General features: G+C 68.5%; 22 protein-coding genes. 7 read left to right on the forward strand and 15 right to left on the reverse strand.

Going from position 1 to position 25,039, the window contains the following annotated elements; genetic code table 11:
* Positions 1-51 precede the first annotated feature (51 nt).
* From AC1Z3O_RS02815 to AC1Z3O_RS02835, 5 genes are read right to left on the reverse strand one after another with little or no spacing between them, the layout of a single operon-like run.
* On the reverse strand, positions 52-1,146 hold the full coding sequence (locus tag AC1Z3O_RS02815; protein WP_483513345.1) for a glycosyltransferase family 4 protein: 1,095 nt from the start codon (positions 1,144-1,146) through the stop codon (positions 52-54).
* Entirely contained in the window at positions 1,143-2,393 is a 1,251-nt protein-coding gene (locus AC1Z3O_RS02820) for a lipopolysaccharide biosynthesis protein (protein ID WP_483513347.1), read from the reverse strand. Before AC1Z3O_RS02820 ends, AC1Z3O_RS02815 begins: the two co-directional genes overlap by 4 nt.
* Positions 2,390-3,526 carry a glycosyltransferase gene (locus AC1Z3O_RS02825; RefSeq protein WP_483517501.1) on the reverse strand — a complete coding sequence of 379 codons (1,137 nt, stop codon included), beginning with the start codon at positions 3,524-3,526 and terminating at the stop codon, positions 2,390-2,392. Before AC1Z3O_RS02825 ends, AC1Z3O_RS02820 begins: the two co-directional genes overlap by 4 nt.
* 29 nt (positions 3,527-3,555) lie before the next feature.
* On the reverse strand, positions 3,556-4,872 hold the full coding sequence (locus tag AC1Z3O_RS02830) for an exopolysaccharide biosynthesis polyprenyl glycosylphosphotransferase (RefSeq protein ID WP_483513349.1): 1,317 nt from the start codon (positions 4,870-4,872) through the stop codon (positions 3,556-3,558).
* On the reverse strand, positions 4,869-6,017 hold the full coding sequence (locus AC1Z3O_RS02835; protein WP_483513351.1) for a glycosyltransferase family 4 protein: 1,149 nt from the start codon (positions 6,015-6,017) through the stop codon (positions 4,869-4,871). The genes AC1Z3O_RS02830 and AC1Z3O_RS02835 overlap by 4 nt, the downstream gene beginning before the upstream one ends.
* A gap of 405 nt (positions 6,018-6,422) precedes the next feature.
* Here AC1Z3O_RS02835 and AC1Z3O_RS02840 point away from each other — a divergent pair, with 405 nt between their 5' ends.
* Genes AC1Z3O_RS02840 through AC1Z3O_RS02855 form a run of 4 tightly spaced genes read left to right on the forward strand, consistent with a single transcriptional unit; the run spans position 6,423 to position 11,080 of the window.
* Positions 6,423-7,808 carry a phosphomannomutase/phosphoglucomutase gene (locus AC1Z3O_RS02840; RefSeq protein WP_483513352.1) on the forward strand — a complete coding sequence of 462 codons (1,386 nt, stop codon included), beginning with the start codon at positions 6,423-6,425 and terminating at the stop codon, positions 7,806-7,808.
* Positions 7,789-8,895: a lipopolysaccharide heptosyltransferase I gene (gene waaC, locus AC1Z3O_RS02845; RefSeq protein ID WP_483513353.1), complete on the forward strand. Its 1,107-nt coding sequence runs from the start codon at positions 7,789-7,791 to the stop codon at positions 8,893-8,895. Before AC1Z3O_RS02840 ends, waaC begins: the two co-directional genes overlap by 20 nt.
* Complete coding sequence (gene waaA, locus AC1Z3O_RS02850) at positions 8,895-10,202, forward strand: lipid IV(A) 3-deoxy-D-manno-octulosonic acid transferase (protein WP_483513355.1); 1,308 nt, start codon at positions 8,895-8,897, stop codon at positions 10,200-10,202. The genes waaC and waaA overlap by 1 nt, the downstream gene beginning before the upstream one ends.
* Positions 10,203-10,258: 56 nt before the next feature.
* Positions 10,259-11,080: an META and DUF4377 domain-containing protein gene (locus AC1Z3O_RS02855; protein WP_483513357.1), complete on the forward strand. Its 822-nt coding sequence runs from the start codon at positions 10,259-10,261 to the stop codon at positions 11,078-11,080.
* Between the two features lie 60 nt (positions 11,081-11,140).
* Here the strand turns inward: AC1Z3O_RS02855 and AC1Z3O_RS02860 are convergent, their stop codons facing one another.
* The 6 genes from AC1Z3O_RS02860 to AC1Z3O_RS02885 form a co-directional block, all read right to left on the reverse strand.
* Positions 11,141-12,622, reverse strand: coding sequence for a TolC family outer membrane protein (locus tag AC1Z3O_RS02860; protein WP_483513359.1), 1,482 nt, complete (start codon positions 12,620-12,622; stop codon positions 11,141-11,143).
* Between the two features lie 112 nt (positions 12,623-12,734).
* On the reverse strand, positions 12,735-13,058 hold the full coding sequence (locus AC1Z3O_RS02865) for a rhodanese-like domain-containing protein (protein WP_483513360.1): 324 nt from the start codon (positions 13,056-13,058) through the stop codon (positions 12,735-12,737).
* A gap of 14 nt (positions 13,059-13,072) precedes the next feature.
* Entirely contained in the window at positions 13,073-13,726 is a 654-nt protein-coding gene (locus AC1Z3O_RS02870; RefSeq protein ID WP_483513362.1) for a protein-L-isoaspartate O-methyltransferase family protein, read from the reverse strand.
* Between the two features lie 136 nt (positions 13,727-13,862).
* Positions 13,863-17,057 (reverse strand): efflux RND transporter permease subunit, encoded by a 3,195-nt coding sequence (locus tag AC1Z3O_RS02875; protein WP_483513364.1) that lies wholly within the window; start codon positions 17,055-17,057, stop codon positions 13,863-13,865.
* A 27-nt stretch (positions 17,058-17,084) separates the two neighbouring features.
* Complete coding sequence (locus AC1Z3O_RS02880; RefSeq protein ID WP_483517502.1) at positions 17,085-18,155, reverse strand: efflux RND transporter periplasmic adaptor subunit; 1,071 nt, start codon at positions 18,153-18,155, stop codon at positions 17,085-17,087.
* 32 nt (positions 18,156-18,187) lie between these two features.
* The gene (locus tag AC1Z3O_RS02885; RefSeq protein ID WP_483513365.1) at positions 18,188-18,952 is read right to left on the reverse strand and encodes a TetR/AcrR family transcriptional regulator; all 765 of its coding nucleotides are present in this window, start codon (positions 18,950-18,952) and stop codon (positions 18,188-18,190) included.
* 265 nt (positions 18,953-19,217) lie between these two features.
* Between AC1Z3O_RS02885 and AC1Z3O_RS02890 the strand changes: the two genes are divergently transcribed.
* Genes AC1Z3O_RS02890 through AC1Z3O_RS02900 form a run of 3 tightly spaced genes read left to right on the forward strand, consistent with a single transcriptional unit; the run spans position 19,218 to position 21,014 of the window.
* Positions 19,218-19,499 carry a YkgJ family cysteine cluster protein gene (locus tag AC1Z3O_RS02890; protein ID WP_483513366.1) on the forward strand — a complete coding sequence of 94 codons (282 nt, stop codon included), beginning with the start codon at positions 19,218-19,220 and terminating at the stop codon, positions 19,497-19,499.
* Between the two features lie 23 nt (positions 19,500-19,522).
* On the forward strand, positions 19,523-20,092 hold the full coding sequence (locus AC1Z3O_RS02895; RefSeq protein WP_483513368.1) for a DUF1439 domain-containing protein: 570 nt from the start codon (positions 19,523-19,525) through the stop codon (positions 20,090-20,092).
* 40 nt (positions 20,093-20,132) lie between these two features.
* On the forward strand, positions 20,133-21,014 hold the full coding sequence (locus tag AC1Z3O_RS02900) for an undecaprenyl-diphosphate phosphatase (protein WP_483513370.1): 882 nt from the start codon (positions 20,133-20,135) through the stop codon (positions 21,012-21,014).
* 86 nt (positions 21,015-21,100) lie between these two features.
* On the opposite strand, the gene AC1Z3O_RS02905 is transcribed toward AC1Z3O_RS02900, so the two are convergent.
* The 4 genes from AC1Z3O_RS02905 to cyoB are packed head-to-tail and all read right to left on the reverse strand — an operon-like array spanning position 21,101 to position 25,002.
* Positions 21,101-21,943 carry an SURF1 family protein gene (locus tag AC1Z3O_RS02905; protein ID WP_483513372.1) on the reverse strand — a complete coding sequence of 281 codons (843 nt, stop codon included), beginning with the start codon at positions 21,941-21,943 and terminating at the stop codon, positions 21,101-21,103.
* The gene (cyoD, locus tag AC1Z3O_RS02910) at positions 21,940-22,350 is read right to left on the reverse strand and encodes a cytochrome o ubiquinol oxidase subunit IV (protein WP_483513374.1); all 411 of its coding nucleotides are present in this window, start codon (positions 22,348-22,350) and stop codon (positions 21,940-21,942) included. The genes AC1Z3O_RS02905 and cyoD overlap by 4 nt, the downstream gene beginning before the upstream one ends.
* Positions 22,347-23,006, reverse strand: coding sequence for a cytochrome o ubiquinol oxidase subunit III (gene cyoC, locus AC1Z3O_RS02915; RefSeq protein WP_483513376.1), 660 nt, complete (start codon positions 23,004-23,006; stop codon positions 22,347-22,349). The genes cyoD and cyoC overlap by 4 nt, the downstream gene beginning before the upstream one ends.
* The gene (cyoB, locus tag AC1Z3O_RS02920) at positions 22,999-25,002 is read right to left on the reverse strand and encodes a cytochrome o ubiquinol oxidase subunit I (protein WP_483513378.1); all 2,004 of its coding nucleotides are present in this window, start codon (positions 25,000-25,002) and stop codon (positions 22,999-23,001) included. The genes cyoC and cyoB overlap by 8 nt, the downstream gene beginning before the upstream one ends.
* Positions 25,003-25,039 lie beyond the last annotated feature (37 nt).

Genomic DNA, 25,039 nt, shown 5'->3' on the forward strand with positions numbered 1-25,039 from the left:
CTCTGCGTCAGGCCGCAAGCGGCGCCGGAGCGCCGGCCAGCCTGCGCTGCCCTAGCCCTTTCGTTCGCCCGGGAGCAGCAGCTGTTCCCACATGTCCGCAATTCGGCGGTCGGCGTAGCCGAGCGCGACGGCACGCCCTGCCTCGCCCAGCCGTGCGCGAAGGGAAGGGGAGGCAATTGCGCGCATCAAGGCTTGTGCCAGGGCCGCCGGGTCGTCGGTGGCGACGAGCAGCGCATTGTCTTCGCCAGTAAGCAGTTCCCTTGGTCCGGTCTCGCAGTTGGTGGAAATGACCGGCAGGCCGTAGGCCATGGCCTCGACCAGCACCAGCCCAAATCCTTCATACCGGGAGCTGAGGCAGAAGACGGCAGCGCCCATGTATGCTGTCTCAACGTCGTTCCTTGCGCCCGGCAGCGAAACGGAAGCGGCAAGCCCGAGGTCGTCCCGCAGTGCCAGGAGGTCCGACCGCTCCGCGCCTTCGCCGACAATCTGCAGCTGCCAGTCCGGAAATGCTGCGACGACCGTGGACCATGCCCGCAGCAGGACGTCGAAGCCTTTGGCGGTATCGAGCCGGCCGACGGCCAGCACGCGTTTGGTGTCGGCTGGGGCGGCGCGTTCTGGGTACGGGAATGGCAGCGCGTTCGGGATGCGTTCGACCGGGCAGCGCGGATGCAGGGCCTCCAGCCACCGTAGGCGATCGCGCTGGGTGAGCACCACGATCCCTGCCGCAGTGCGGGCAGCGAGATAGCGCGCAGCACGCCTGGCTCGCCGACCCAGGTCCTCGTCAAAGTGGCAGTGCTCCCACGCAATCCTGCGCACGGGCAGTCCGCAGCATGCCGCCATGGTGAACAGCGTGAGCATGGTGTCCACCTCGACCAGGGTGTCCACCCGGTGCTGCCGGAGATAGCGCCGGATACCGGTGACGGTGGCGAGATAGGCCCGCTTGAACGAGGGGCGTTCGCTGAAGAGCGCATGGTGGGTCACGCCGGGGTGCAGCGTGAAGCAGCTGCGCGCATCCCACAAGCTGAGGATGTGGACGGCGTAGCCGCGCGCGGCCAGGGCATTGGCGATGACCGCCGTCATGCGTTCCGCTCCGGCCAGGGCATTCAGGGTGCCGGTGAGGAAACAGACCGTGGGCAGTGTCTTCATGGTGCCACCAGCGAAAGTGTCTTCCTGGTGCGCCACCACATGCACGTGCCGAAGATGACGGCGACGGCATTGCCGGTGGCATAGCCGCCGATGGCGCCCCAGGCGCCGTAGGTCGGCACCATGACGAGGTCGAAGACGAGCGTGACGCCGAGCACGGCTCCCCACTTGATGGCGATCCACCCGGGCCGCCGCAAGTAGACCGGCAGCAGGGTCAGGCCGACGTCCGCGAAGATCAGCGTCGATGACAGTGCGGCAGCGCGCAGCAGGGAGGCCGTGGACGAGAACGCCTTGCCGTACAGCAGTTGCACGATCCACGGCGCTCCGGCGGCGATGAGGATCGCCCCGAACAGGCCGACCGCCGTCATCGCCACGGCGACGCGGGCGATGTTGGCGTGCGCGGCGGCGAATGCCGTCCTGCTGTACACATAGGCCGGGGCAATGCCTGCAGCCAGGATGGTGGCCACGATGGTGTAGTTGTCGAGAATCTGCATGCAGGCCGCATACGCGCCGAAATCGGCGAGCGGGACCGCGGGCTGCAGCACGAGCTGGTCGACCCGTCGCGCGCCCATCATCAGCATGAAGCTGACCCAGAACAGCGCGCCGCTGCGCATCAGTTCTCGCGCGAGGCGGGGATCGTACCCGACGGCACTGCGCTTCTCGCTGATGAAGTAGTAGGCGGCGAGCAGGGCGGCGAGGATGATGGCCTCGATGGCATAGGCGCTGGCGAACCAGGGAACGCTGTGCATGCCCGTGACGAAAAGGAATGCCACGAGTCCCGCCTTGGCGGCGAGCGAGGCCAGGCTGAACAGCGTATTCGGCCGGTTGTTCGTGTGCGCCTGCATCCAGGCGGTGACGACGCCGAAGGGCTCGCGCAGCAGGATGGCGATCCCCAGGAGAGCGGCCGCGCTCCAGGTGTCCGGTGCCGGGCTGCGCACCAGCAGGAAGCCGCACATCAGCAGGTATCCAAGGATGGCTCCGCCGGCACGCAGCAGGAAGGCGTGCGTCAGCAACTGGTGCTGGGCCTGCGGCTCGGGTTTGGCGACCAGGCGGGGCACGACGACCTCGCCTCCGCAGATCAGCGCCACCGAGGAGGCGATCAGCACGACGGCTTGCGCGTACTGGAAGTGGGCAAAGCCCTCCGGTCCGAGCCCGCGCGCCAGCATGGCGACGATGCCGATTCCGGTGGTGACCTGGATGCCGCGCTCGGCCAGCATCCAGAGCAGGTTTCCGGCAATGCGGCGACTCATCGGGCGGGCTCCGCGTGCGCGGCAGGAGCGGACGCGGCGAGGCTGGCATAGCGTTCGAGCCATTGCCGGGCGACGGCTTCGATGCTGAAGCGCGAGGCAACGCGCTGGCAGCGCGCGGCCTGCGCTTGCGGGGAGGCATCGGTCGACTCCAGCGCGGCGCGCATCGCTGTGGCCAGTGCCTCGGCATCGCCGCGCGGCACGATCCGGCCGGCATCGCCTAGCATGTCCGTCACGCCGGGCGCATCGGTGGAGACGACCGGACAGCCGCAGGCAAGGGCCTCCGCCACCACCAGCGGCATGCCTTCCACCTGGGATGACAGGACAAAGAGGTCCGCGGCATTCAGCAAAGCCGGGATGTCGCGCCGCATGCCCAGCAAGGCGGCACGATCGCCGAGGCCGAGCCGGGCGATGGCGTCGGCCAGTGCCGCCCGCATGGGGCCTTCGCCAGCAATCAGCAGGCGCGCCGTGCCGGCACTCTTGCCCCCCGCGGCCTGCAGGCGGCTGAAGGCGTCGAGCAGCAGGTCTTGCGCCTTCTCGGGCACGAGCCGGCCGACGTTGAGCACCAGCATCGCTTCGGGCGGCACGCCGAGGGCGGCGCGCGCTGCCAGCCGCAGGTCGGGGCGGGGGCGGAAGCGTCCGGTGTCGATGCCGTTCGGCACCACGGCGATGCGATCGGCCGCCACAGCGCCGGCGTCGATCATGCCCTGGCGACCGTCGGTACTGACGTGCGTGGTCAAGCTGTCCCAGCCGTCGGTGAGGCGGTAGGCAAGCATGCGCAGGCTACCGCCCTCGCGGTAGCTGTGTGCGGTGCAGACCAGCGGCGGCGCCTGCACGATGCGCGTCAGCACGCGTGCGAACACATTCGCGTGGATCATGTGGGCATGGATGACGTCCGGCCGCCAGCGGCGCACGATGCCGCGCGCTTGCCACAGGGCCCGCGCCATCGACCAGGGCGTCTTGCGCATGTCGAGGCAGGTCAGCGTTGCCGCATCGGGCAGTTCGACATCGCAGCCGGGCGTCAGGCTGACGATGGCCACGGCATGGCCGAGCGCGATGAACTGCCGCGCCAGCGCGGCGACCTGCTGCTCGGCGCCGCCCATCTTCAGGCCCGTGCTCAGCAACATGATGCGCATCGGCCGGGGCGCAGGCGAGGTCGGCATCCTCAGCGCGCTCCGTACCCGGTCATCATCGTGCGCAGTGTCTTGACCGCGATCAGCAGGTCCAGCGCGAACGAACAGCGCTTGACGTAGTAGAGGTCATAGCTAAGCTTGGTGACCGTTTCTTCGTGGGTGCCCACGTAGCCCTGCTGCACCTGCGCCCAGCCCGACAAGCCGGGGCGAACCAGGTGGCGATACGGATAGTAGGGGATGGTGTCGGAGAAGTGTTCGACCATCGGCACCTGCTCGGGGCGCGGTCCGATCAGGCTCATATGCCCGCACAGCACGTTCCACAACTGGGGAATCTCGTCGAGCCGGTATTTGCGGATGACACGGCCGACCCGCGTCACGCGCGGATCTTGATGGGCCGCGAATTGCGCGGGCGCGCCGGCGTCGAAGCTCATGCTGCGGAACTTCAGCATGGTGAAAGGCTTGCCGTAGATGCCCGCGCGTCCCTGCCGGAACAGGATCGGGCCGGCGGAGTCGCGGCGGACTGCCAGCGCGACCCCGAGCGCGATCGGGATGGCGAGCGGCGCCAGGCAGAGCACGGCCAGCAGGTCGATGGCGCGCTTCAGGTAACCGTACAGATAGTGGCTGGCGTAGTCATCGAGGAAGTTGTCGTCGATGTGCGCCAGCCCGACCCGGCCGGTGATCATCTCGCCAATCTTCTCCACGGAGTACATGCGCACATGGCTCAGCTTGAGCTTGGCCAGCAGGCGCGTGCGCTCCGGATCGGCGGCGGCGTTGCGGTCGAGCATCAGGCCGTCGCAGTGCACTGCGTCTTCCAGCGATGCGATCATCTCGAAGCGTGGCTGCATGGGCGGCGCGGCGCCCGGCATGGCAAGGATCTCGTGCAGTTGTTCGAGCGTTGCCGGGTCCGTGTAGCCGAAGACCGGCACGTAGTTGCTGACGTAGCGGCGGTATCCGGTCCAGGTCCAACCCAGCGTGGTCAGGTAGCCGAGCAGCAGCGCGCCGCGGGAATACTCGATGTGCAAGGCCGCGAACACGAAGAGCAGGGCAATGAAGGGCAGGGTCACCGCCAGCCCGACCAGGCTGTTGCCCTCCATGGCCGGCAGGTGCAAGGCACGCTGCAGCAGGGTGAAGGCCAGCAGGTAGGGGGCGATGGACCAGAGCAGCGTGCGGGTGAAGACATGGGTGACCAGCCCCGCATGATGGGCCGTCTCGGCCAGCACGGCGTTGAGCCCGTACAGGAGCAGTCCGAGCGCTGCCCAGCTGAGCATGTGGCTCGCGCGGCGGATGGTTTCGGAGCGCAGCCCGGCCGTGCGTGGCCCCTTGCGCTGGAGTGTCTGGCTCTTGCTCATCGGATCGAGCCCGCATGGTGTAATGCCGGCCGGTGGGCACCCGCGGCCAGCTGATAGACGTTCCACGTGGCGTCGGCCATGGGTGCTTGGCCGAAGCTGCCTGCCCAGCGTGCGCGTGCGTCGGTGCCGAGTTGTGCGCGCAGGCGGGGATCGCCGGCCAGCCGCTGCAGGGCCCCGGCCAGGACGCTCACGTCGCCCGCCGCCGCCAGTATCCCGCAGCGCCCGTCATCGAGCTGCTCGCGGATGCCGGGCAGGTCGGTGGCCACCACGGGCAGCCCGGCGCGCATGGCCTCGAGCACGGAGAGCGGAAAGCCCTCGTGGTCGGAGGCCAGGGCAAAGACCTGTGCGCTGGCCAGCAGCGATGCAATGTCCTGCACGGCGCCCGGCAGGCGGATGCGCGCGGGCGCCAGGCTCGCGGCCAGCGTGCGCATGGCCTCCAGCTGCGGCCCTTCGCCGGCGATGACCAGTTCGCAATCCGGCAGCGCTGCCTGCGCGAAGGCCCGGATCAGCAGGTCCGGTCGCTTGGGGGCGGCAAAGCGCGCCACCATCACGATGCGCCGCAGCGCTTGGCCGGGCTCGGCCAGCAGCGTGGTGTCGCCGATGCCGTTGCGGATCACGCTGACCTTGTTCTGTGCGATGGGCAGGCTGCGGGACAGTTCGCGTTCGGCTTCCGCCACGCAGATCATGCGGGCGGTCAGCGGTGCCAGCAGCCATTCGCCGATGCGCGCGGCGAGCCGTTGGCGCACCGGCGCCGCCGGCTTGAAGGCGAATCCATGCACCGTGTAGACCACCGGCACGCCGAGCAGGCGGCCGGCCAGGCGGCCGAGGGCGCCGGCCTTGGCGCTGTGGGCATGGATCAGGTCGGGGCGCGCGGCGCGCAGCGCACGCATCAGCTCGCGCAGCGCGGCGATGGCACGCACTGGCGACAAGGCATTATCGAGCAGGGGCATCCGCACGACGGTGGCGCCGGCGTCTTGTGCTCCCTGCAGCAGGGGACCATCGCCGCCGGCCAGCAAAGTGGCGGCGACGCGATCGCGCAGGGCCCACAGCAGGTCGAGCACGTGGCTTTGTGCTCCCCCGATCTCCGACTGGGTGATCAGGAAGGCGACGCGAAGCCGGCGGTCGGGCAGGTTGGAGGACGACAATGCCAGGTTCTCTGACGGGATCGGGTGGTGGTTCGGGGCGGACCGGGCCGGGTTGCGGCGCTTGCGCCGTGTCACGACGCGGGCGGACGCCAGGCCAGTCTCGCGAGACGCGGCATCGGATGTGCTGCCGCACGCCTTGTGCGTCGCTTTTTCCGGCCGGGCGCGGTGCCACGCGGTACTGGTGCTCGCCGGGCGTGTAAGGTGGTGCACGAGGGTGCGGCGTGCGCAACCCCACCATTATAAACTGCCGCGCCCGGCGCATTCCGGCAAAATATCGCCTTTGGCGCCTGGCCAGCCCGCCATTGGCGGTGGCCGGACATCGCTGACATGGCGGACCGACACGCCGCCGGCAGGCGCGGGCAGAGACCCGGGCCGCAGGCCGGTACAACGCAAACAGGACGAAGCATGCAACTCGATTCCTCCATTTTCAAAGCCTATGACATCCGAGGCATCGTCGGCAAAACGCTGACCCGCGAGGTCACGCGCGCCGTTGGCCTGGCCTTCGGTTCCACCGCCGTCGAGAAAGGCGAGCGCGCCGTGGTGGTCGGCCGCGACGGCCGGCTGTCCGGTCCCGATCTGCTGGGCGGCCTGGTCGAGGGCCTGCGCGCCGCAGGCCTGGACGTGATCGACCTGGGCATGGTGGCCACGCCGATGGTCTACTTCGGCACCAATGTCGAGCTCGACGGCCAGCGCGCCACCTCGGGCATCATGGTGACGGGCAGCCACAACCCGCCCGACTACAACGGCCTCAAGATGGTGCTGGCCGGCGAGGCCATCTACGGTGACGCCATCCAGGGGCTGCGCCAGCGCATCGAAGCGGGCAATTTCACCAGTGGCGCGGGCGGCTACAAGCAGGTGGACATCCGCCGCCAGTACGTCGACCGCATCCTGGGCGACGTCAAGCTGGCGCGGCCGATGAAGATCGCGCTGGACGCGGGCAATGGGGTCGCCGGCGCCTTCGTCGGCGAGTTGTTCCGCGGACTGGGCTGCGAGGTGACCGAGCTCTTCTGCGAGGTGGATGGCAACTTCCCCAACCACCATCCGGACCCGGCGCACGTCGAGAACCTGCAGGACCTGATGCGCTGCCTGCGTGAGACCGACTGCGAGCTGGGCCTGGCCTTCGACGGCGATGGTGACCGCCTCGGGGTGGTCACCAAGGATGGCCAGGTGATCTTCCCCGACCGGCAGCTGATGCTGTTCGCCGAGGAGATCCTGGCGCGCAATCCGGGCAAGCAGGTGATCTACGACGTCAAGTGCACCGGCAAGCTCGCACCCTGGATCCGCCAGCACGGCGGCGAGCCGCTGATGTGGAAGACCGGCCATTCGCTGATCAAGGCCAAGCTGCGCGAGACCGGTGCGCCGATCGCCGGCGAAATGAGCGGCCATGTGTTCTTCAAGGACCGCTGGTACGGTTTCGACGACGGCCTGTACACCGGCGCGCGCCTGCTGGAGATCCTGTCGCGCCATGCCGACCCGAGCGTGGTGCTCAATGCGCTGCCGAACTCCAACAGCACGCCCGAGCTGCAGCTCAAGTGCGCCGAAGGCGAACCCTTCACGCTGCTCGACAAGATCCGCGCCAACGCAACCTTCGAAGGTGCGCGCGAGGTGAACAAGATCGACGGCGTGCGCGTGGAGTACCCGGATGGCTTCGGCCTGGCGCGGCCCTCCAACACCACGCCCGTGGTGGTGATGCGTTTCGAGGCCGACAACGACGCCGCGCTGGCGCGCATCCAGGCCCAGTTCAAGCGCGCGATCCTGGCCGAGAAGCCGGATGCGCAACTGCCGTTCTGAGCGGATGCGGATGGATTCCCTGCCCGAAGCGGGCGCCCTGACGGTGCCCGCCCAGGGCGCCGTCGCCGGTTTCGCCTTGCCGGCGCGGCCGCGCATTCTCATCGTGAAGGTATCGTCGCTGGGCGACGTCGTGCACAACATGCCCCTGGTGCACGACCTGCGCGCACGTTGGCCCGATTGCGAGATCGACTGGGTGGTGGAGGAGGGCTATGCCGACCTCGTGCGGCTGCTGCCCGAAGTGCGACAAGTGATCCCTTTCGCGCTGCGCCGCTGGCGCAAGCGCTTCTATCAGGCCGCCACCTGGCATGAGGTGGGGGCTTTGCGCGCCACCTTGCGTGAAACGGCCTACGATGCCGTGATCGAAACCCAGGGTTTGCTGAAGACAGCGGTGGTGGCGCGCGTGGCGCAGCGCCAGCCCGGTGCGCCGCTGATCGGCCTGGCCAATGCCACGCAGGGCTCCGGCTATGAGCCGGCGGCCCGGCTCTTCTATACGCTCGACGTGAAGGTGCCGCGCCAGACGCACTCGGTGCGGCGCTCGCGCCTGCTGGGCGCCGCGCTGACGGGGATGGCGCCGCCGGAGCCGCCACGCTTTTTCGGGCCGCAGGCGCGTTCCCTGCATGTCGACGACCCGATCTGGTCCAGCCTGCCGGCACGCTATGCCGTCTGCTTCCATGCCACGGCGGGCGCGAAGAAGCGCTGGCCGGTGGCGAGCTGGCACGCGCTGGGCCAGCGCCTGCGCGCCGAGGGGCTGGAAGTCCTGTTGCCGTGGGGCAATGAGGCGGAACGGCGCGTGGCCGAGCAGATCGCCGCCGGCGTGCCGCAGGCGCGGGTGTTGCCGCGTTTCTCGGTGATGCAGGGCTTCGGCCTGATCAACCGTGCCGAGGTGGTGGTGGGCGTCGACACCGGCCTGGTCCACATCGCCGCGGCCTTGTGCCGGCCGACGGTGGAAATCTACACGGCCACCTGGCGCTGGAAGACCGAAGGCTACTGGTCCGACACCATCGCCAACGTGGGCGACGACGGCGTGGTGCCCGCGGTGGACGAGGTCTATGCGGCGACGCGCCGCGTGCGCGGGATGACTGCCTGATGCTGCGCCTGCTCTATTCCCTGCTGTGGCTGATCGCGCTGCCGGTGGCGCTGCTGCGCCTGGCCTGGCGTGCGCGCCGCGAGCCTGGCTATCTGCAGCACGTGGGCGAACGCCTGGGCCGCTATCCGCATAGCCCGGGCGCGGGTCCCTGGCTCTGGGTGCACGCGGTGTCGGTGGGCGAGACGCGCGCCGCGCAGCCGCTGGTACAGGCACTGCTGGCGCGCTATCCGGGCCACCGGCTGCTGCTGACTCATATGACGCCGACTGGCCGCCAGACCGGCGCCCAGTTGTTCGGCAGCGAGCCGCGCGTGGCGCAGTGCTACATCCCTTATGACCTGCCCTGGCTGGTGCGCCGCTTCCTGCGGCATTTCCAACCCGAAACCGGCATGTTGATGGAGACCGAGGTCTGGCCCAACCTGGTGCGCGGCGCGCGCCGGGCGGGCGTGCCGCTGTTCCTGGTCAACGCACGCCTGTCTCCGCGCAGCTTCCGCCGTACCGCGCGCTTCGGCAGTGCCGCCGCGGCGGTCTATGCCGACTTCGCCGGGGTGCTGGCCCAGACCGAAGGCGATGCCGAGCGCTTTCGCGCCTTGGGCGTGGCCTCGGTGCAGGTCACCGGCAACCTGAAGTTCGACATGCAGCCCGCGCAAGGCCTGATGGAGCGCGGACGCAAGCTGCGCCAGGCCTTCGGTGAGCGTGCCGTGCTGGCGGCCGCGAGCACGCGCGAAGGCGAGGAGGCCCTGCTGCTCGAGGCGTTCGCGCGCTGGACGGCGCTGGGCGGCGGCGTGCCGCGGCCGGCGCTGTTGCTGGTGCCGCGGCATCCGCAGCGCTTCGACGAGGTGGCCGCCCAGGCCACGCGCGCTGGCTTCTCCGTGCAGCGCCGCAGCACGCTGGCGGGCGGCGCGTGCTCGGGTCCGTTGACGGCCGATGTGCTGCTGGGCGATTCGATGGGCGAGATGGCGATGTATTTCTCCGCCTCGGACCTGGCCTTCATCGGCGGCAGCCTGATGCCGCTCGGCGGGCAGAACCTGATCGAGGCCTGTGCGGTCGGCACACCGGTGCTGGTCGGGCCGCACACCTTCAACTTCGCCCAGGCGACCGAGGACGCCATCGCTGCCGGCGCCTGCGAGCGCGTGGCGGATGCAGACGAACTGATGCGCGCCGCCGCCGCGCTGCTCGGCGACGCCCCGCGCCTGGCCGCCATGGGCGGCAACGCGCGCGCCTTCGCCGCGCTGCACCGGGGCGCCACCTCGCGCACGGTGGCCGACCTGGCGCCGGCCATCGTGCCGTTCGCGCAGGAGCCGCGTTGAACTCTGGGTGCCACGGACGCCTCTAACACCCTTGTCGTTGTCAAGGAGTCCGACCCATGCACATGCCAGCCCGTCTTACCGCCCTTGGCGCCGCCCTGTTATTGGGTGGCGCATTGGCCGCGTGCGCGTCGTCGTCTGCGCCGGAGGCCCCCGCGGGTGAGCCGGCCGGCCTGAACCAGAGCCAGTCCGACGGTCCCAGCCGCTGGGAGCTGATGCGCTGGCAGCAGGCTGACGGCACACTCAAGCCGATTCCCCACGGCGATAACGGCGAGCCGATCATGTTCGAGTTCAGCGCCGGCATCGACGCCGCACAGGGCCGGGTCAGCGGATACAGCGGCTGCAACCGCTTCACCGGCAGCTACGGCAAGATTGCCGGTGGCATCCGCTTCGGCCCGGTGGCGGGCACGCGCATGGCCTGCGAGCCGCCGCGGATGGCGTTGGAGTCCGCCTTGTACCAACTCATGGAAGCGCCGCTCAGCACCGTCGGCCTGCAGCCGTCCTCGGGTTCGATGGGCCGCCAGGTCATCTGGAAGGCCGCCAATGGCGACCTGCTGCAGTTCGTCGAGCGCGAAGGCGTGGGCCGCCGCGCCGACAAGCTCGATGCGCAGGCGCAGGCTGGCGGCGTCGAGAAGACCATCTACGTGGATTCGCAGCGGGTGAACTGCACCGGCGTGGCGCCCCAGCAGTGCTATCGCGTCAAGACCGCGCCCGATGCACCGTGGACCCTCTGGTACGGCCCCATCGAAGGCCTGGACTTCGAGCCCGGCACTGCCTACACGCTGCGCGTACTGGAGACCCGAGTGGAGAATCCGCCGGCCGACGCGTCATCGGTCCGCTGGAAGCTGCTGCGCGTGGAGTCGCGCACACGGGCGCAATAACGATGCGGCGCGGCGCCTGCCGCGCCAGCGCCCCGGTGGCCCCGGTGCGCAGTCCGAGCCTCAGCGCGTAACAGGTGTATTGCCGGCGAAGGTCTCGCGACGCGGGGCAGCGGCGCGTCGGGGCGCGGCCTGGTCGCGCGAGCCGAGCCTGGCGGCCTCCGGCGGCTTGATCATGCTGCCCGGCGCCGACGTCAGCAGCGTATTGATCTGCACCACGTCGTCTTCCTGCAGCGTGGCGGCCGCGCCTTTCAGCCGCAGCCCGTTCATGATGGTGTCGTAGCGCGCGCGGGCCAGGTCGCGCCGCGTCGAGTAGAGCTGGGCCTCGGCGTTGAGCACGTCGATATTGATGCGCACGCCGACCTCATAGCCGAGCTGGTTCGATTCGACCGCGCTCTGCGCCGAATGCTCGGCCGCCTCGAGCGCCTTGACCTGCGCCAGTCCGTTGGAGACGCCCGAATAGCTCTGGCGCGCCGTCTGCGCCGCGCTGCGGCGGGCGAATTCCAGGTCGCTGGCGGCCTTGTCGGCCAGCGCCAGCGTCTCGCGCACGCGCGACTGGATCTGGCCGCCGGTGAAGATGGGGATGTTCAGCTGCACGCCGATCTGCGAGCTGTTGTACCGGCTCGCGATATTGACCTGCTGGGTCGCCGTGCCGGTCTGGTTGGTGAAGCCGTAGGCGGCCACCAGGTCGACCGAGGGCAGGTGCGCGGCACGGGCCTTGTTGGTCTCGCGCTGCGCCGTTTCCAGGTTGTAGCGCGCCAGGCCGACCTGCAGGTTGTCGGCTTCGGCCTGGGAGGCCCAGGCGTTCACGTCGGCTGGCTGCGGCCCCGGAAGGGCGGCGCCGGCGCGCAGGCCGAGCAGATCGTCGACCGGCTTGGCAGTGATCTGCTGCAGCGTCGCGCGCCGGATTTCCAGGTCATTCTGTGCGGCGATCTCGGTGGAGACGGCCAGGTCGTAGCGCGCCTGTGCGTCGTTGGCGTCGGTGATGGTGGCGGTGCCGACCTCGAAATTACGTTTTGCCTGCGCCAGCTGCTCGGCGATCGCTTTCTTCTGTGCGCCAGCCAGGTAGAGGGTGTCCTGCGCGCTCAGCACGTCGAAGTAGGCTTGCGCGGTGCGCAGGATCAGGTCGATCTGCGCCTGGTTGAAGGTGACCTCGCCGGCCAGCACGGCCAGTTCGCCCTGCTTGTAGGTTTCCCAGCGGTCCCAGCGGAACAACGGCTGGTTCAGCTGCAGGGCCCAGTTGTTGTTGTTGAAGAAGCGGTTGGCCTGCAGCGGCTGGCTCTGGTCGATATTGGTGCGCGTGGCGCCCGCCGAGCCGAAGATCTGCGGCAGCAGGCCGGACCTGGCCTGCGGCAGTTTTTCGCGCGTCGCCTCCCGCTGGGCCCGCGCGCCGGCGAACTGCGCGTCGTTGGCCTGCGCATCGCGGTAGACCTGCATCAGGTCAGCCGCAGCGGCTGCGGCCGGCTGCAGCAGCGCGAGCAAAGGCAGCAGCAGGGCCAGGCATGCCTGGGGACTGCCAGGCACGGCGGGAAGCGCGAACGTCATGACATCTCCAGGTATGCCGGCGCGAGGCGGCCGGCCGTCGGTATTGCGGCCGGCGCGGGGCCGGCGGGGGCGATGGGGCCGATAGGGCCGATGAGCGATAGGCGATCCGCCCTCAGTACTTCGGCATGGCCGGGTCCACCTCGTGGGCCCAGGCATCGACGCCGCCGCTCAGGTTGTAGACCTTGGCATAGCCCTGGCGCTCGAGGAAGCTGGCCACCTGCATGCTGCGCATGCCGTGGTGGCAGATGCAGACGATGTCCGCATCTTCATCCAGCTCCGCCAGGCGGGCGGGGATCTGTCCCATCGGGATGTGGGTGATGCCGGGCATGGCGCAGGTCTGCACCTCCCAGCCTTCGCGCACATCGAGCAGGACCGGCTGCGGCCGGCCGCTATCGGCCAGCCACTGGGCCAGTTCCGTTGCCTTGATGACCTGCATGGCTTGCTCTTACCTTAGAACTGGAAGCGGGAGGGCTGCTCGGCGCCGTCCAGCGGTTGCACGGCGGTCTCGAACAGGTTGGTCACCTGGTATTCGGTCTCGGACACGCGCGTGACGAGGCGCGCTTCCATCACCGGCAGCGTGCCGATGAAGGCAGCGATGCGGCCGCCCACCTTGACCTGGGCCAGGATGCTCTTGGGCAGCACGGGCAGCGAGCCCGAGATGCAGATGACGTCGTAGGGGGCGGCGGCATCCCAGCCGGCCGCGGCATTGCCCTCGACGACTTCCACGTTGCCCACGCTGGCGCGGGCCAGGTTGAGGCGGCTCATTGTCACCAGTTCCGGGCGGATCTCGACCGACAGCACGTGGCGGGCGCGCTGGGCCAGCAGGGCGGCCATATAGCCCGAGCCGGTGCCGATTTCCAGCACGTTTTCATGCTTGCGCACGGCCAGGTCCTGCAGGATGCGGGCTTCCACGCGCGGGGGCAGCATGCACTGGCCGCCCGGCAGCGGGATTTCCATGTCGACGAAAGCCAGGGCCGCATGCTCGGGCGGCACGAACTGCTCTCTCTTGACCACGGCCAACAGGTCCAGGATTTCCTGATCCAGCACATCCCAGGGACGGATCTGCTGTTCGATCATATTGAAGCGGGCTTTTTCGATATCCATCTTGCCATTCCTTCCATTGCCAACCGCCAACGGTTCCGAGCGGTTCCATCTTGCGGTCCGGCCACGCCCGGGTGGCGCTTCCGGACCCTGAATTTCGTCAAACCGTCTATTCTAACCCCCGCGAGTGTCACCCGGTTCATTCCGCGGACACTTCGCCGGGCTGGCCGGCCGGCGCCGCGGGGGCCGGCGGATGCGCCGGCTTGCCGCGCCAGAGCCTGGCCAGCCAGGCCCCGAAGTCGTCGAGGTAGGTGTAGATCACGGGTACCACCACCAGCGTCAGCACTGAGGAGGTGATGATGCCGCCAATCACGGTCTGGCCCATCGGCGCGCGCTGCTCAGCGCCTTCGCCCAGGCTGAAGGCCAGCGGCACCATGCCGAAGATCATGGCCAGCGTGGTCATCAGGATCGGGCGCAGCCGCACGCGCGCGGCCTCCACCAGCGCCGCCTCGCGCGACAGCCCGGCCTTGCCGTCCTCGCCCTTGCGCGCCTGGTTGGCGAAGTCCACCAGCAGGATGGCATTCTTCGTCACCAGCCCCATCAGCATGATGAAGCCGATGATGGAAAACATGTTCAGGGTGGAGCGGAACATCAGCAGCGCCGCGAACACGCCGATCAGCGTCAGCGGCAGCGAGCTCATGATGGCCAGCGGCTGGAAGAAGCTGGCGAACTGCGAAGCCAGGATCATGTAGATGAAGATGATGGCCAGCGCCAGCGCCGAGACGGCGTAGCCGAAGGACTCGTTCATCGATTTGGTCGAGCCGCCGAAGCGGTACTTGTAGCCAGCGGGCCAGTTCATGCCGTCCAGCGCTTGCTTGACGTCGCGCGCCACCTCGCCGGCGGAGCGCCCGGCCGTGTTCGCGGTCAGCTCCACTTCGCGGTTCAGGTCGCGCCGGCTGATCTGGTTGGCGCCGGTGGTCGGCACCAGCTCCGCCACCTGGCGCAGCGGCACCATCTTCGGCGAGCCGTCGGCATTGGTCTGGCTGCTGGCGATCATCAGCGCGTTCAGGTCGGCCAGGCCGGTGCGTGCGTCCTTGGGCAGGCGCACGCGCACGTCATAGTTCTGGTCGTCGGGCCCGCGCCAGGAGCTGATGGCATCGCCCGCCAGCAGCGGGCGCAGGGCGTTGCCGATCTGTGCCACGCCGATGCCCAGGTCCGAGGCCAGCTCGCGGCGCACGCGCACCTCGATGGTGGGGCGGTCATCCTTCATGCTGGAGTCGAGGTCGGCCAGGCCGGGGATGGCCGCCATGCGGCGGCTGGCCTCCTGCGACAGACGGCGCAGCTCGTCCAGGTCATCCCCCTGGATCGATACCTGGAGCGCCTTCTGGCCGCCGGCGCCGTCGGGCATGCCGACCATGGTCAGCGTGATGCCGGCGATGCTGGCCAGCCGCTGGCGGATCAGGGGATTGAGCTGTGCGGTGCTGCGCGCGCGGGCGCGCCGGTCTATCAGCCGCACCGATACCAGTGCGTTATTGCGCCCCGAAGTATTGCCGGCGTTGATGGTGGCGTAGGTGTAGTCGACCTCGGGGAACTCGCGCAGGGCCGCCTCGACCTGCCTGACCTTGGCCTCGGTCACGTCCAGGGCGGTGCCGACGGGCGTGGTGAAGCCGACCTGCGTCTCGCCCAGGTCGGCCGCCGGCACGAACTCCGTTCCGATCAGGGGCACCAGCGCGAAGCTGCCGAGGAAGGTCACCACGGCGATGAGGGCAGTGGCCAGGCGATGGCGCAGCGCCCAGGCGAGCATGGCGGCGTAGCCGTTGCCCAGCCCATCCATGCGCGTCGAGAACCAGTCGAGCGCGCGGCCCACGGTGCGGCCGTACCAGCTGGTCTTGTTCCCGGTGCCATGCAGGTCCGGATCGTGCCAGACCGATGACAGCATGGGGTCGAGCGTGAAGGACACGAACATCGAGATCAGCACCGCCGCCACCACGGTGATGCCGAACTGGTGGAAGAAGCGGCCGATGATGCCGCCCATGAAGCCCACGGGCAGGAACACCGCCACGATGGAGAAGGTGGTGGCCAGCACCGCCAGCCCGATCTCGTTGGTACCGTCCAGCGCCGCCGCGTGGTGGTCCTTGCCCATCAGGTTGTGGCGCACGATGTTCTCGCGCACGACGATGGCATCGTCGATCAGCAGGCCCACGCACAGCGACAGCGCCATCAGCGTGATCACGTTCAGCGTGAAGCCGCACATATACATGACGCCGAAGGTGCCGATCAGGGCGATCGGCAGCGTCAGCCCCGTGATCACCGTGCTGCGCCACGAGCCGAGGAAGAGGAAGACGATCGCCACCGTCAGCAGCGCGCCTTCGAGCAGGGTGGAGCGGACCTCCTTGACGCTGCTGCGGATGCCGCGCGCGGTGTCGTTGATGACGGTCAGGCGCACGTCGGCGGGCACCAGCTTGCGCGTTTCCTCGGTCATGCGCACCAGGCCGTCCACGGTATCCACCGTGTTCTGCCCCTGCGCCTTGACCACCGACAGGAAGAGGGCGCGCTTGCCATCCAGCAGCGCCAGGCTTTCCCGCTCTTCCTCGCCATCGCGCACGTCGGCCACCTCGCCGAGCGTGACGGGATGGCCGGCGCGCCGCGCCACGATGATCTGCCGGAAGGCCTCCGGCGTCGGCACGCGCCCCTTGATCTGCACCACCGATTCCGTGGCCGACGAGCGCAGCTCGCCGGCGGGCAGCTCCTGGTTCTCGCTGCGGATGGCGTTCATGACCTGGTCCACGCCGATGCCCAGCGCTTCGAGCTGGGCCGGCCGCATGCGGATCTCCACTTCGCGCTTGGTGCCGCCGACGATATTGATGGCGCCCACGCCGCGCACCGTCTCCAGCCGCTTGCGCACGATCTGGTCGGCGATCGTGGTCAGTTCGCGCTGGCTGCGCGTGGCGCCGGGCGCGTTGGACACGGACAGGTAGAAGATGGGCGCGTCCGACGGGTCGTAGCGCAGCACGCGCGGCTCCTTGACCTCATCGCGCAGCTGGGGGCGGATCAGCGCGATCTTGTCGCGCACGTCCTGCGCGGCCTGGCCCACATCCACGCTCAGGTCGAACTTGACCACCACCACCGAGCTGCCCTGGTAGGAGTGGGAGAAGATCTCGTCGATGCCCGAGATGGTGTTGACGATCTCCTCGACCTTGCGCGTCACGTCGGATTCCACCGACTCGGGCGCGGCGCCGGGGTACTCGGTCTGCACCACCACGATGGGGAAGGTGATGTCGGGGAACTGGTCTACCGACAGGCGCTGGTAGGAGAACAGGCCCACCACGATGAAGGCCAGCATCATCATGGTGGCCAGCACCGGGTTGCGGATGGACAGGCGGGTGAACCACATGGCGGCGGCGTCCTCTTGGGTCCTGGCTCAGCTCTTGACGAGCTTGACTCTGCTGCCTGCGCGCAGCGTGCCGAGGTTGTTGCGCACGATGCGCGCGCCGGGCGACAGGCCGGCGGTGATTTCCACCATGCCGCTGCCGGCATCGTGCACGCCAAGCTGCACGGGGCGCTCGGCCAGCACGCCGTCCTCGACCGCGTAGACGAAGGCGCGCTCGCCTTCGCTGCGCACCGCGCCGGCCGGCACCGCCAGGACGCCGGCACGGCTGCCCAGCACTAGCGTGCCGCGCGCGAACATGCCGGAGCGCAGGCGGGTCTCGGCATTGTCCACGCGCACATAGATCATCACGCTGCGGGTGCCGGGCGTGACGGCCGGATTGATGCGCGCCAGCCGCCCTTCGAGGCGCCCGTGGCCCTCCACCTCGAGCTGCACGCGCTGGCCGATGGCCGTGCGGGCCACATCGGCCATCGGCACCGGGGCTTCCAGTTCCAGCACACGCAGGTCGACCACGTCGATCAGCCGGGTGTCGGGCGACACCTTTTCGCCGGGCTGCACGGAGCGCGCCGAGACGGTGCCGTCCAGCGGCGATTTGACCACGGTGTCGGCCAACGCTTTCCGCGTCACCGCCAGCCCCGCCTCGGCGGCATCGAGATTGGCGCGGGCCACGTCCAGGCTGGACTGGTAGTTGTCGAAGGCGGTCTGCGAGATGAAGCCCTTGCTCACCAGCGTGCGGTTGCGCTCGTAGGTCTGGCGCGCGTTTTCGTACTGGCCGCGGGCAGCGAGCATCTGGCCGCGGGCCTGTGCCGCCTTGGCGTCGAATTCAGTCGGGTCGATGCGCGCGATCACCTGGCCGGCGCGCACCGGCTCGCCCTCGCGCACCAGCACCTGCTGCACCTCGCCCGAGACCTTGGCCTTGACCGAGGACTGGTTCAGCGCCCGCAGGCTGCCGGACAGCGGCAGCGCGACCTGCAGGTCGCGCGGGTCGACGCTGACCAGGTCGGTCTGCAGGAACTCCACCATGGCGGGTGCCGCCGGTGCCGGGGCCTTGGCGCCGCGGCCCTTGCGCATGGCAGCGCCCGTGCCCAGCAGCACGGCGAGCACGAGCACACCCAGCACGATCTTCTTGCCACGTCTCACGTCTTGTCTCCTTGCCGGCCATCCGGCGCGGGGGCGGCGTCGGCGGCCTGCCGGAACCGTTCCCAGAAATAGGGGCTCGACTTTGGTGGCAGCGGCGTGTCGCGCGCGCTGCCGGCGGTCAGGCCGAACAGCAGGACTTCGAGCAGGTTGTCGAGATAGGCCGAAGGGTCGATCTCGCAGGGCGCGCCCACGCCCAGGCCGTGCTGCCACAGCATCAGGAACACCAGGGGTGCGCAGATCAGCGTGGTGGCCGGGTTCGGCGGCAGCGCACGCAGTTCTCCGCGCGCCACCCCGCGCGCCAGTACCCGGGCGAACAGCTCATCGCCGGGTACCGTGACCTCGCGATGGTAGAAGGCCGCGATGTCAGGGAAATTGCCGGCTTCGGCCAGGATCAGCTTGGTCAGTCCCGCCACCGGCGTGGCCCCGATCAAGCCCCACCAGCCGCGCAGCAGCTCGCGCAGCAGTTCGGGGGTCGAACCTTCGTAGCTGTCGACCAGATCCACCCCCTTGGCCAGGGCGGGCACGAGGTTCTCGCGCACCACCGTCTTGAACAACTCCTCCTTGTTGGCGAAGTACAGATAGACCGTGCCCTTGGACACGCCTGCCGCCGCGGCCACGTCCTCCAGCCGCGTGGCCGCGTAGCCGCGCTCGACGAACAGGGCCAGGGCGGCCGCCACCAGTTCCTGCGGGCGGGCGGCCTTGCGCCGGCTCCAGCGCTTGCCTTCGCTGCCAGGCTTGTCTTTAGGGGGAGATGCGTTCAAGGGAGGGCTGCGGTTCGGTGTGGTGGGTCGGCCGCTTCTTATTGTTAATAACTACTGGGTCAGTAATGTAGTTGAGGCCCCGGAGGCGGTCAAGCGGCCGGCAGGCGGCGCAAACGCCGCGTGACGGCCGCGCTCCGGACGGTGGCCTGGGTGCCGCGATGGGAGCCGGGCAGGGCGCGCCTCGCCAAGCCGGGCGCGGCAGTTCCGGACTGGGGCACAATGGCGGACTTGTGTCCGCCGGCCTGTGCCGTCCTGAACCTTTGCCATGACCCGCCAGTCTGATGTTTCCTGCCGCCCGGCGTGTGGCGCCTGCTGCATCGCGCCCTCGATCACCTCGCCGATTCCCGGCATGCCCGAGGGCAAGCCGGCCGGCGTGCCGTGCGTGCAACTGCTGCCGGACTACCGCTGCGCCATTTTCGGCCGGCCGGAGCGGCCGGCCTTTTGCGCGGGCCTGCGTCCCGCCGCCGATATGTGCGGAGAGTCGCGCGGCGAAGCGCTGGCCTGGCTGGCACGGCTGGAGGCCCAGACTGTGCCGGCGGCGGCCTGATGAATCGAGCTAGGGGAAAAGACATGATCCACACCACGCGCCGCCGCTGGATGGCCGCGGCCGCAGCGGCTGCCACCGTCGGCCTGGCCGGCTGGCTGGGCGGTTGCGCCGGCATCGGCAACGACTACACATTCTCCCAGGCGCAACTGCAGGCAGCGCTCGAGCGCAAGTTCCCGTTCAATAAGCGCTATATGGAGCTGTTCGACATCCAGCTTGCACACCCGCAGCTGCTGCTGGATCCGCAGCGCAACAGAGTCAGCGTGCAGTTCGACGCCACCATCGATAATCGGCTGTTCTTCAGCCAGCCGCTGAAGGGCCGCTTCGCGCTGGACAGCGGGCTGCGCTACGACCAGCCTTCGCGCTCACTGGTGCTGCAGGATCCGCAGGTGCAACAGTTCGACGTGGCGGGCCTGCCGGGGCAGTTCTCGCGCCAGCTCAACGCGCTCGGAGCGATCCTGGCCGAACAGCTGCTGCAGGGCTATCCCCTCTACACCTTCAAGCCGGAACAGCTGCGCCTGGCCGGCACCGATGTGGAGCCCGGTACAATCACCGTCCTGCCCAACGGCATCAACGTCAAGATCAACCGGCCCTAATGTCCGCGCGACGGCCGAACAACAACCAAATCGCTCCAGCATGGATATAGCAATCGCCCTGAAAGCCGTGATACTCGGCATCGTGGAAGGCCTGACCGAGTTCTTGCCCATCTCCAGCACCGGCCACCTGATCCTGGCCGGCCAGCTGCTGGACTTCAACGACGAGAAGGGCAAGATCTTCGAGATCGTGATCCAGTTCGGCGCGATCCTGGCGGTGTGCTGGGAGTTCCGCCATCGCATCGCCAAGGTGGTGGCCGGCCTGGGGTCGGATCCCAAGGCCCAGCGCTTTACCATCAACGTCATCGTGGCCACGCTGCCGGCCATCGTGCTGGCCCTGGTCTTCGGCAAGTGGATCAAGGCACATCTGTTCAATCCCATCACCGTGGCGACGGCCTTCATCATCGGCGGCCTGGTGATCCTGTGGGCCGAGCGGCGCGACGGGCGCCGCGGCCAGGTGTCGAACCCGCGTGCCAACGCCCTGCTGGAAGCGGCCAAGGCCGGCGCGCCGCGCATCGAGTCGGTTGACGACCTGAACTGGCGCGACGCGCTCAAGGTCGGCCTCGCGCAGTGCTGCGCGCTGATTCCGGGCACCTCGCGCTCGGGCGCGACCATCATCGGCGGCATGCTGTTCGGCCTGTCGCGCCAGGTGGCCACCGAGTTCTCGTTCTTCCTGGCCATCCCGGTGATCTTCGGCGCCACCGTCTATGAACTCTACAAGGCGCGCGCCCTGCTGTCGGCCGACGACCTGGGCATCTTCGCCATCGGTTTCGTCTTCGCCTTCATTTCGGCATTCTTCTGCGTACGCTGGCTGCTGCGCTTCGTCGCCACCCACGACTTCAAGCCCTTCGCCTGGTATCGCATTGCCTTCGGCCTGATCGTGCTGGGCACGGCGTATTCCGGGCTGGTGGCCTGGAGCGCATAAGTCGCGGCAGGCGCGGCAGGCGCGGCAGGCCCCGCCAACAAAAAAACCTCCCGATCCGGGAGGTTTTTTTTGTTTTGTGGCACGTGTCAGCGGTGGCTTGGCTTGCCGCCGTTGCCCGGCATTGCGCTACCGCGCGCATCGCGCCGCAGCCGCCTCTCCTCACGCACCACCAGCCACACGCCGCCGACCAGCATCAGCGCCAGCCCGTACCAGGTCAGTGCATAGATCAGATGGTTGTTGGGGAAGGCGAGCACCGTCAGGCCGCCGGCCGGATAGGTGGGCGCCGCGCCTGGCGCCGCGGGCGCGGCTTCAGCGTCGATGAAGTAGGGCGCCACCGGGCCCAGTCCGCGCGCGGCGGCGATGGCCTGCACGTCGCGCGCATACCAGATGTCACGGGCCGGATCGTTCTTGCGCAGGAAGCGGGTGCCGGGTTCGCTGATGCGCAGCAGGCCCGTCACCGTGGTCTGGCCCGTCGGCTCGGTGCCCGTGCGCGTGGCGCGCTCGCGCTGCTCGGGCGGGACGAAGCCGCGGTTGACCAGCACGATGCTGCCGTCGGCCTGGCGCAGCGGCGTTATCACCCAGTAGCCGCTGCCGAGCTCCGTGCTGGCCTGCACCAGGGTCTCGCGGTCGTTGAGGAAGGTGCCGCTTGCCTGCACGTGGCGGTATTCGTCGCTGGCGGCGGTGATGCCCGGCCACTGGGCGGCGCCGGGCGCGGCGACAGGAGGCGCATGCACGCGCTGGTCGACGTGGGAGATCAGGTCGAGCTTCCAGGCGCGCCGATGGACCTGCCAGGTGCCGAGCGCGCATAGCGCGCCGAAGGCAAGCAGGGCGATCAGGGCAAGCAGGATGAGGGTGGCGGGACGGCGGGGCCGGGAGGTTCGGTCGAGCCGGTCGAGCCGGCCGGTGGTGGCGTTCGGTTTGCTGGTCAAGGCAAGTTCTTCATGTCCTGCGTTGTCATCGGCATCATGTTCTCGTCGAGGTGGAACATGACCCAGAGCGAGCCGCTGAGCGCGATGACCACCAGCACGATGGTGAAGATCAGCGCGAGCATCGACCAGCCTCCGTGCGACTTGGCGTTCATGTGCAGGAAATAGATCATGTGCACGACGATCTGCACAGCGGCCAAGGCCAGGAGGAACAACGCAGTGGTACTGGATTTCTCGAACACCTTGCCCATCACCAGCCAGAAGGGGACGGCGGTGAGGACCACCGACAGGAGGAAGCCTGTCATATAGCCCCGGAAGCTGATGTGGATGTCGGCGAATTCGTCGTCATGATGGTCGTCATGGCCGTGGGCGCCGCCGGCATCGGCAAGGGTATTGTCGTGCGCGCTCATGGTAACACTCCCATCAGGTAGACGAAGGTGAAGACGCCGATCCAGACCACGTCAAGGAAGTGCCAGAACATGGACAGGCACATCAGGCGCCGCTTGTTCTCGTGGATCAGGCCATGCTTGCCGACCTGGGTCATCAGGGTCAGCAGCCAGACGATGCCGGTGGTCACGTGCAGGCCGTGGGTGCCGACCAGGGCGAAGAAGGAGGTCAGGAAGGCGCTGCGCTGCGGGCCGTTGCCCTCGTGGATCAGGGTGCCGAACTCGTACAGTTCCACGCCGAGGAAGGCGGCGCCGAACAGGCCGGTCACGGCCAGCCAGAACTGGGTGGCGCTCACGCGGTTGCGCTGCACCTCCAGCATGGCAAAGCCGTAGGTGATCGACGACAGCAGCAGGAAGGTGGTGTTGAGCGCCACCAGCGGCAGCTCGAACAGTTCGGCGCCGGTCGGGCCACCCCCGTAGCGCCGCCCCAGCACGCCATAGCCGGCGAACAGGCAGGCGAAGACGAGACAGTCGCTCATCAGGTAGATCCAGAAGCCCAGCAGCGTGCCGTGGGGCGGATGGACCTCGGTGGTGGCGTAGAAGCGCAGCGGCCCGGCGGCCTGCGGCGCCTCCGGTGTGCCGGCGGACCCGGACGGGTAGAGGGCGGTGGTCTCAGACATGGTTGGCGAGCAGGCGCGTGCGCGCCGCCTCCGTGCGGGTGACCTCGTCGGCCGGGATGTAGTAGTCGCGCTTGTAGTTGAAGGTGTGGCCGATCGCCACGGCCAGCGTGGCGGCGAAGGACAGCACCACCAGCAGCCACATGTGCCAGATCAGCGCAAAGCCGCACAGCGTGCTGAGGCCCGCGAGGATGATGCCGGCGCTGGTGTTCTTCGGCATGTGGATGGGGATGAAGTCCTGCTGCGGCCGCTGGAAGTTGTGCTCCTTCATCTGCCACCAGGCGTCGGTGTCATGAACGATGGGCGTGAAGGCGAAGTTGTAGGGGGGCGGGGGAGAGGAGGTGGACCATTCCAGCGTGCGCGCCCCCCAGGGGTCGCCAGTGGTGTCACGCAGCGACTCGCGCCTGCGGAAGCTGACCACCAGCTGGATCAGGAAGCTCGCGATGCCCAGTGCGATCAGGAAGGCGCCGAAGGCAGCGAGCTGGAACCAGATCTTCAGCGAGGGGTCGACGAAGTGGCTGAGCCGGCGGGTGACGCCCATCAGGCCGAGCACGTACAGCGGCATGAAGGCGAAGTAGAAGCCGACCAGCCAGAACCAGAACGAGCACTTGCCCCAGAAGGGGTCGAGCCGGTAGCCGAAGGCCTTGGGGAACCAGAAGGTGATGCCGGCCATCAGCCCGAATATCACGGCGCCGATGATCACGTTGTGGAAATGGGCGATCAGGAACAGGCTGTTGTGCAGCAGGAAGTCGGCCGGCGGCACCGCCAGCAGCACGCCGGTCATGCCGCCGATCACGAAGGTGATCATGAAGCCGACGGTCCACAGCATCGGCACCTCGAAGCGGATGCGGCCCTTGTACATGGTGAAGAGCCAGTTGAATATCTTCGCCCCGGTCGGGATCGAGATGATCATCGTGGTGATGCCGAAGAAGGAGTTGACGCTGGCGCCCGAGCCCATGGTGAAGAAATGGTGCAGCCAGACCAGGTAGGACAGCACCGTGATCACCACCGTGGCGTACACCATCGACGCATAGCCGAACAGGCGCTTGCCGCTGAAGGTGGAGACCACCTCGGAGAAGACGCCGAACACCGGCAGCACCAGGATGTAGACCTCGGGGTGGCCCCAGATCCAGATCAGGTTCACGTACATCATGGGGTTGCCGCCGGCATCGGCGGTAAAGAAGTTGGTGCCGACGTAGCGGTCGAGCGCCAGCATGGCCAGCGCGGCGGTCAGCACCGGGAAGGCGGCGATGATCAGCACGTTGGTGCACAGCGAGGTCCAGGTGAATACCGGCATCTTCATCAGCGTCATGCCGGGTGCGCGCATCTTGACGATGGTGACCATGATGTTGATGCCCGACAGCAGGGTGCCGATGCCCGCTACCTGCAGCCCCCAGATGTAGTAGTCCACGCCGACGTCGGGGCTCTGCAGGATGCCGGACAACGGCGGGTAGGCCAGCCATCCGGTGCGCGCGAACTCGCCGACGAACAACGAGGCCATCACCAGGAGCGCGCCGCCGGTGGTCATCCAGAAGCTGAAATTGTTCAGGAAGGGGAAGGCCACGTCGCGCGCGCCGATCTGCAGCGGCACCACGAAGTTCATGATGCCGGTGACCAGCGGCATGGCCACGAAGAAGATCATGATCACGCCGTGCGCGGTGAAGATCTGGTCGTAGTGGTGGGGCGGCAGGTAGCCCAGCGAGTCGCCGAAGGCGATGGCCTGCTGCAGCCGCATCATGGCGGCGTCGGCGAAGCCGCGCAGCAGCATCACCACGCCGAGGACCACGTACATGACGCCGATCCTCTTGTGGTCGATGCTGGTGAACCACTCGTGCCACAGGTAGCCCCACAGGCGGAAGTAGGTGATCGCCCCCAGCACGGCCACGCCGCCGATGGCGACCGCCGCGAAGGTTGCCAGCAGGATGGGCTCGTGGAGCGGGATCGCCTCCCACGTCAGGCGACCGAATATCAGCTTGGTGAAGTCGAGGCGCTCTTGCATGGTGGTCGTGGTCGGCAGTGGATCAACGGAACCGGGG

The sequence above is a fragment of the Cupriavidus sp. 09_S30 genome, assembly GCF_056930435.1.

Bases quoted from the DNA above. Each gene is read 5' to 3' on its own strand.
- AC1Z3O_RS02830 (WP_483513349.1), bottom strand. From the start codon at position 4,872: ATGAGCAAGAGCCAGACACTCCAGCGCAAGGGGCCACGCACGGCCGGG.
- AC1Z3O_RS02870 (WP_483513362.1), bottom strand. From the start codon at position 13,726: ATGGATATCGAAAAAGCCCGCTTCAATATGATCGAACAGCAGATCCGT.
- AC1Z3O_RS02900 (WP_483513370.1), top strand. From the start codon at position 20,133: ATGGATATAGCAATCGCCCTGAAAGCCGTGATACTCGGCATCGTGGAA.
- AC1Z3O_RS02820 (WP_483513347.1), bottom strand. From the start codon at position 2,393: ATGAGTCGCCGCATTGCCGGAAACCTGCTCTGGATGCTGGCCGAGCGC.
- AC1Z3O_RS02840 (WP_483513352.1), top strand. From the start codon at position 6,423: ATGCAACTCGATTCCTCCATTTTCAAAGCCTATGACATCCGAGGCATC.
- waaC (WP_483513353.1), top strand. From the start codon at position 7,789: ATGCGCAACTGCCGTTCTGAGCGGATGCGGATGGATTCCCTGCCCGAA.
- AC1Z3O_RS02860 (WP_483513359.1), bottom strand. From the start codon at position 12,622: ATGACGTTCGCGCTTCCCGCCGTGCCTGGCAGTCCCCAGGCATGCCTG.
- AC1Z3O_RS02815 (WP_483513345.1), bottom strand. From the start codon at position 1,146: ATGAAGACACTGCCCACGGTCTGTTTCCTCACCGGCACCCTGAATGCC.
- AC1Z3O_RS02875 (WP_483513364.1), bottom strand. From the start codon at position 17,057: ATGTGGTTCACCCGCCTGTCCATCCGCAACCCGGTGCTGGCCACCATG.
- waaA (WP_483513355.1), top strand. From the start codon at position 8,895: ATGCTGCGCCTGCTCTATTCCCTGCTGTGGCTGATCGCGCTGCCGGTG.
- cyoC (WP_483513376.1), bottom strand. From the start codon at position 23,006: ATGTCTGAGACCACCGCCCTCTACCCGTCCGGGTCCGCCGGCACACCG.
- AC1Z3O_RS02890 (WP_483513366.1), top strand. From the start codon at position 19,218: ATGACCCGCCAGTCTGATGTTTCCTGCCGCCCGGCGTGTGGCGCCTGC.
- cyoB (WP_483513378.1), bottom strand. From the start codon at position 25,002: ATGCAAGAGCGCCTCGACTTCACCAAGCTGATATTCGGTCGCCTGACG.
- AC1Z3O_RS02855 (WP_483513357.1), top strand. From the start codon at position 10,259: ATGCACATGCCAGCCCGTCTTACCGCCCTTGGCGCCGCCCTGTTATTG.
- AC1Z3O_RS02895 (WP_483513368.1), top strand. From the start codon at position 19,523: ATGATCCACACCACGCGCCGCCGCTGGATGGCCGCGGCCGCAGCGGCT.
- cyoD (WP_483513374.1), bottom strand. From the start codon at position 22,350: ATGAGCGCGCACGACAATACCCTTGCCGATGCCGGCGGCGCCCACGGC.
- AC1Z3O_RS02825 (WP_483517501.1), bottom strand. From the start codon at position 3,526: ATGCGCATCATGTTGCTGAGCACGGGCCTGAAGATGGGCGGCGCCGAG.
- AC1Z3O_RS02865 (WP_483513360.1), bottom strand. From the start codon at position 13,058: ATGCAGGTCATCAAGGCAACGGAACTGGCCCAGTGGCTGGCCGATAGC.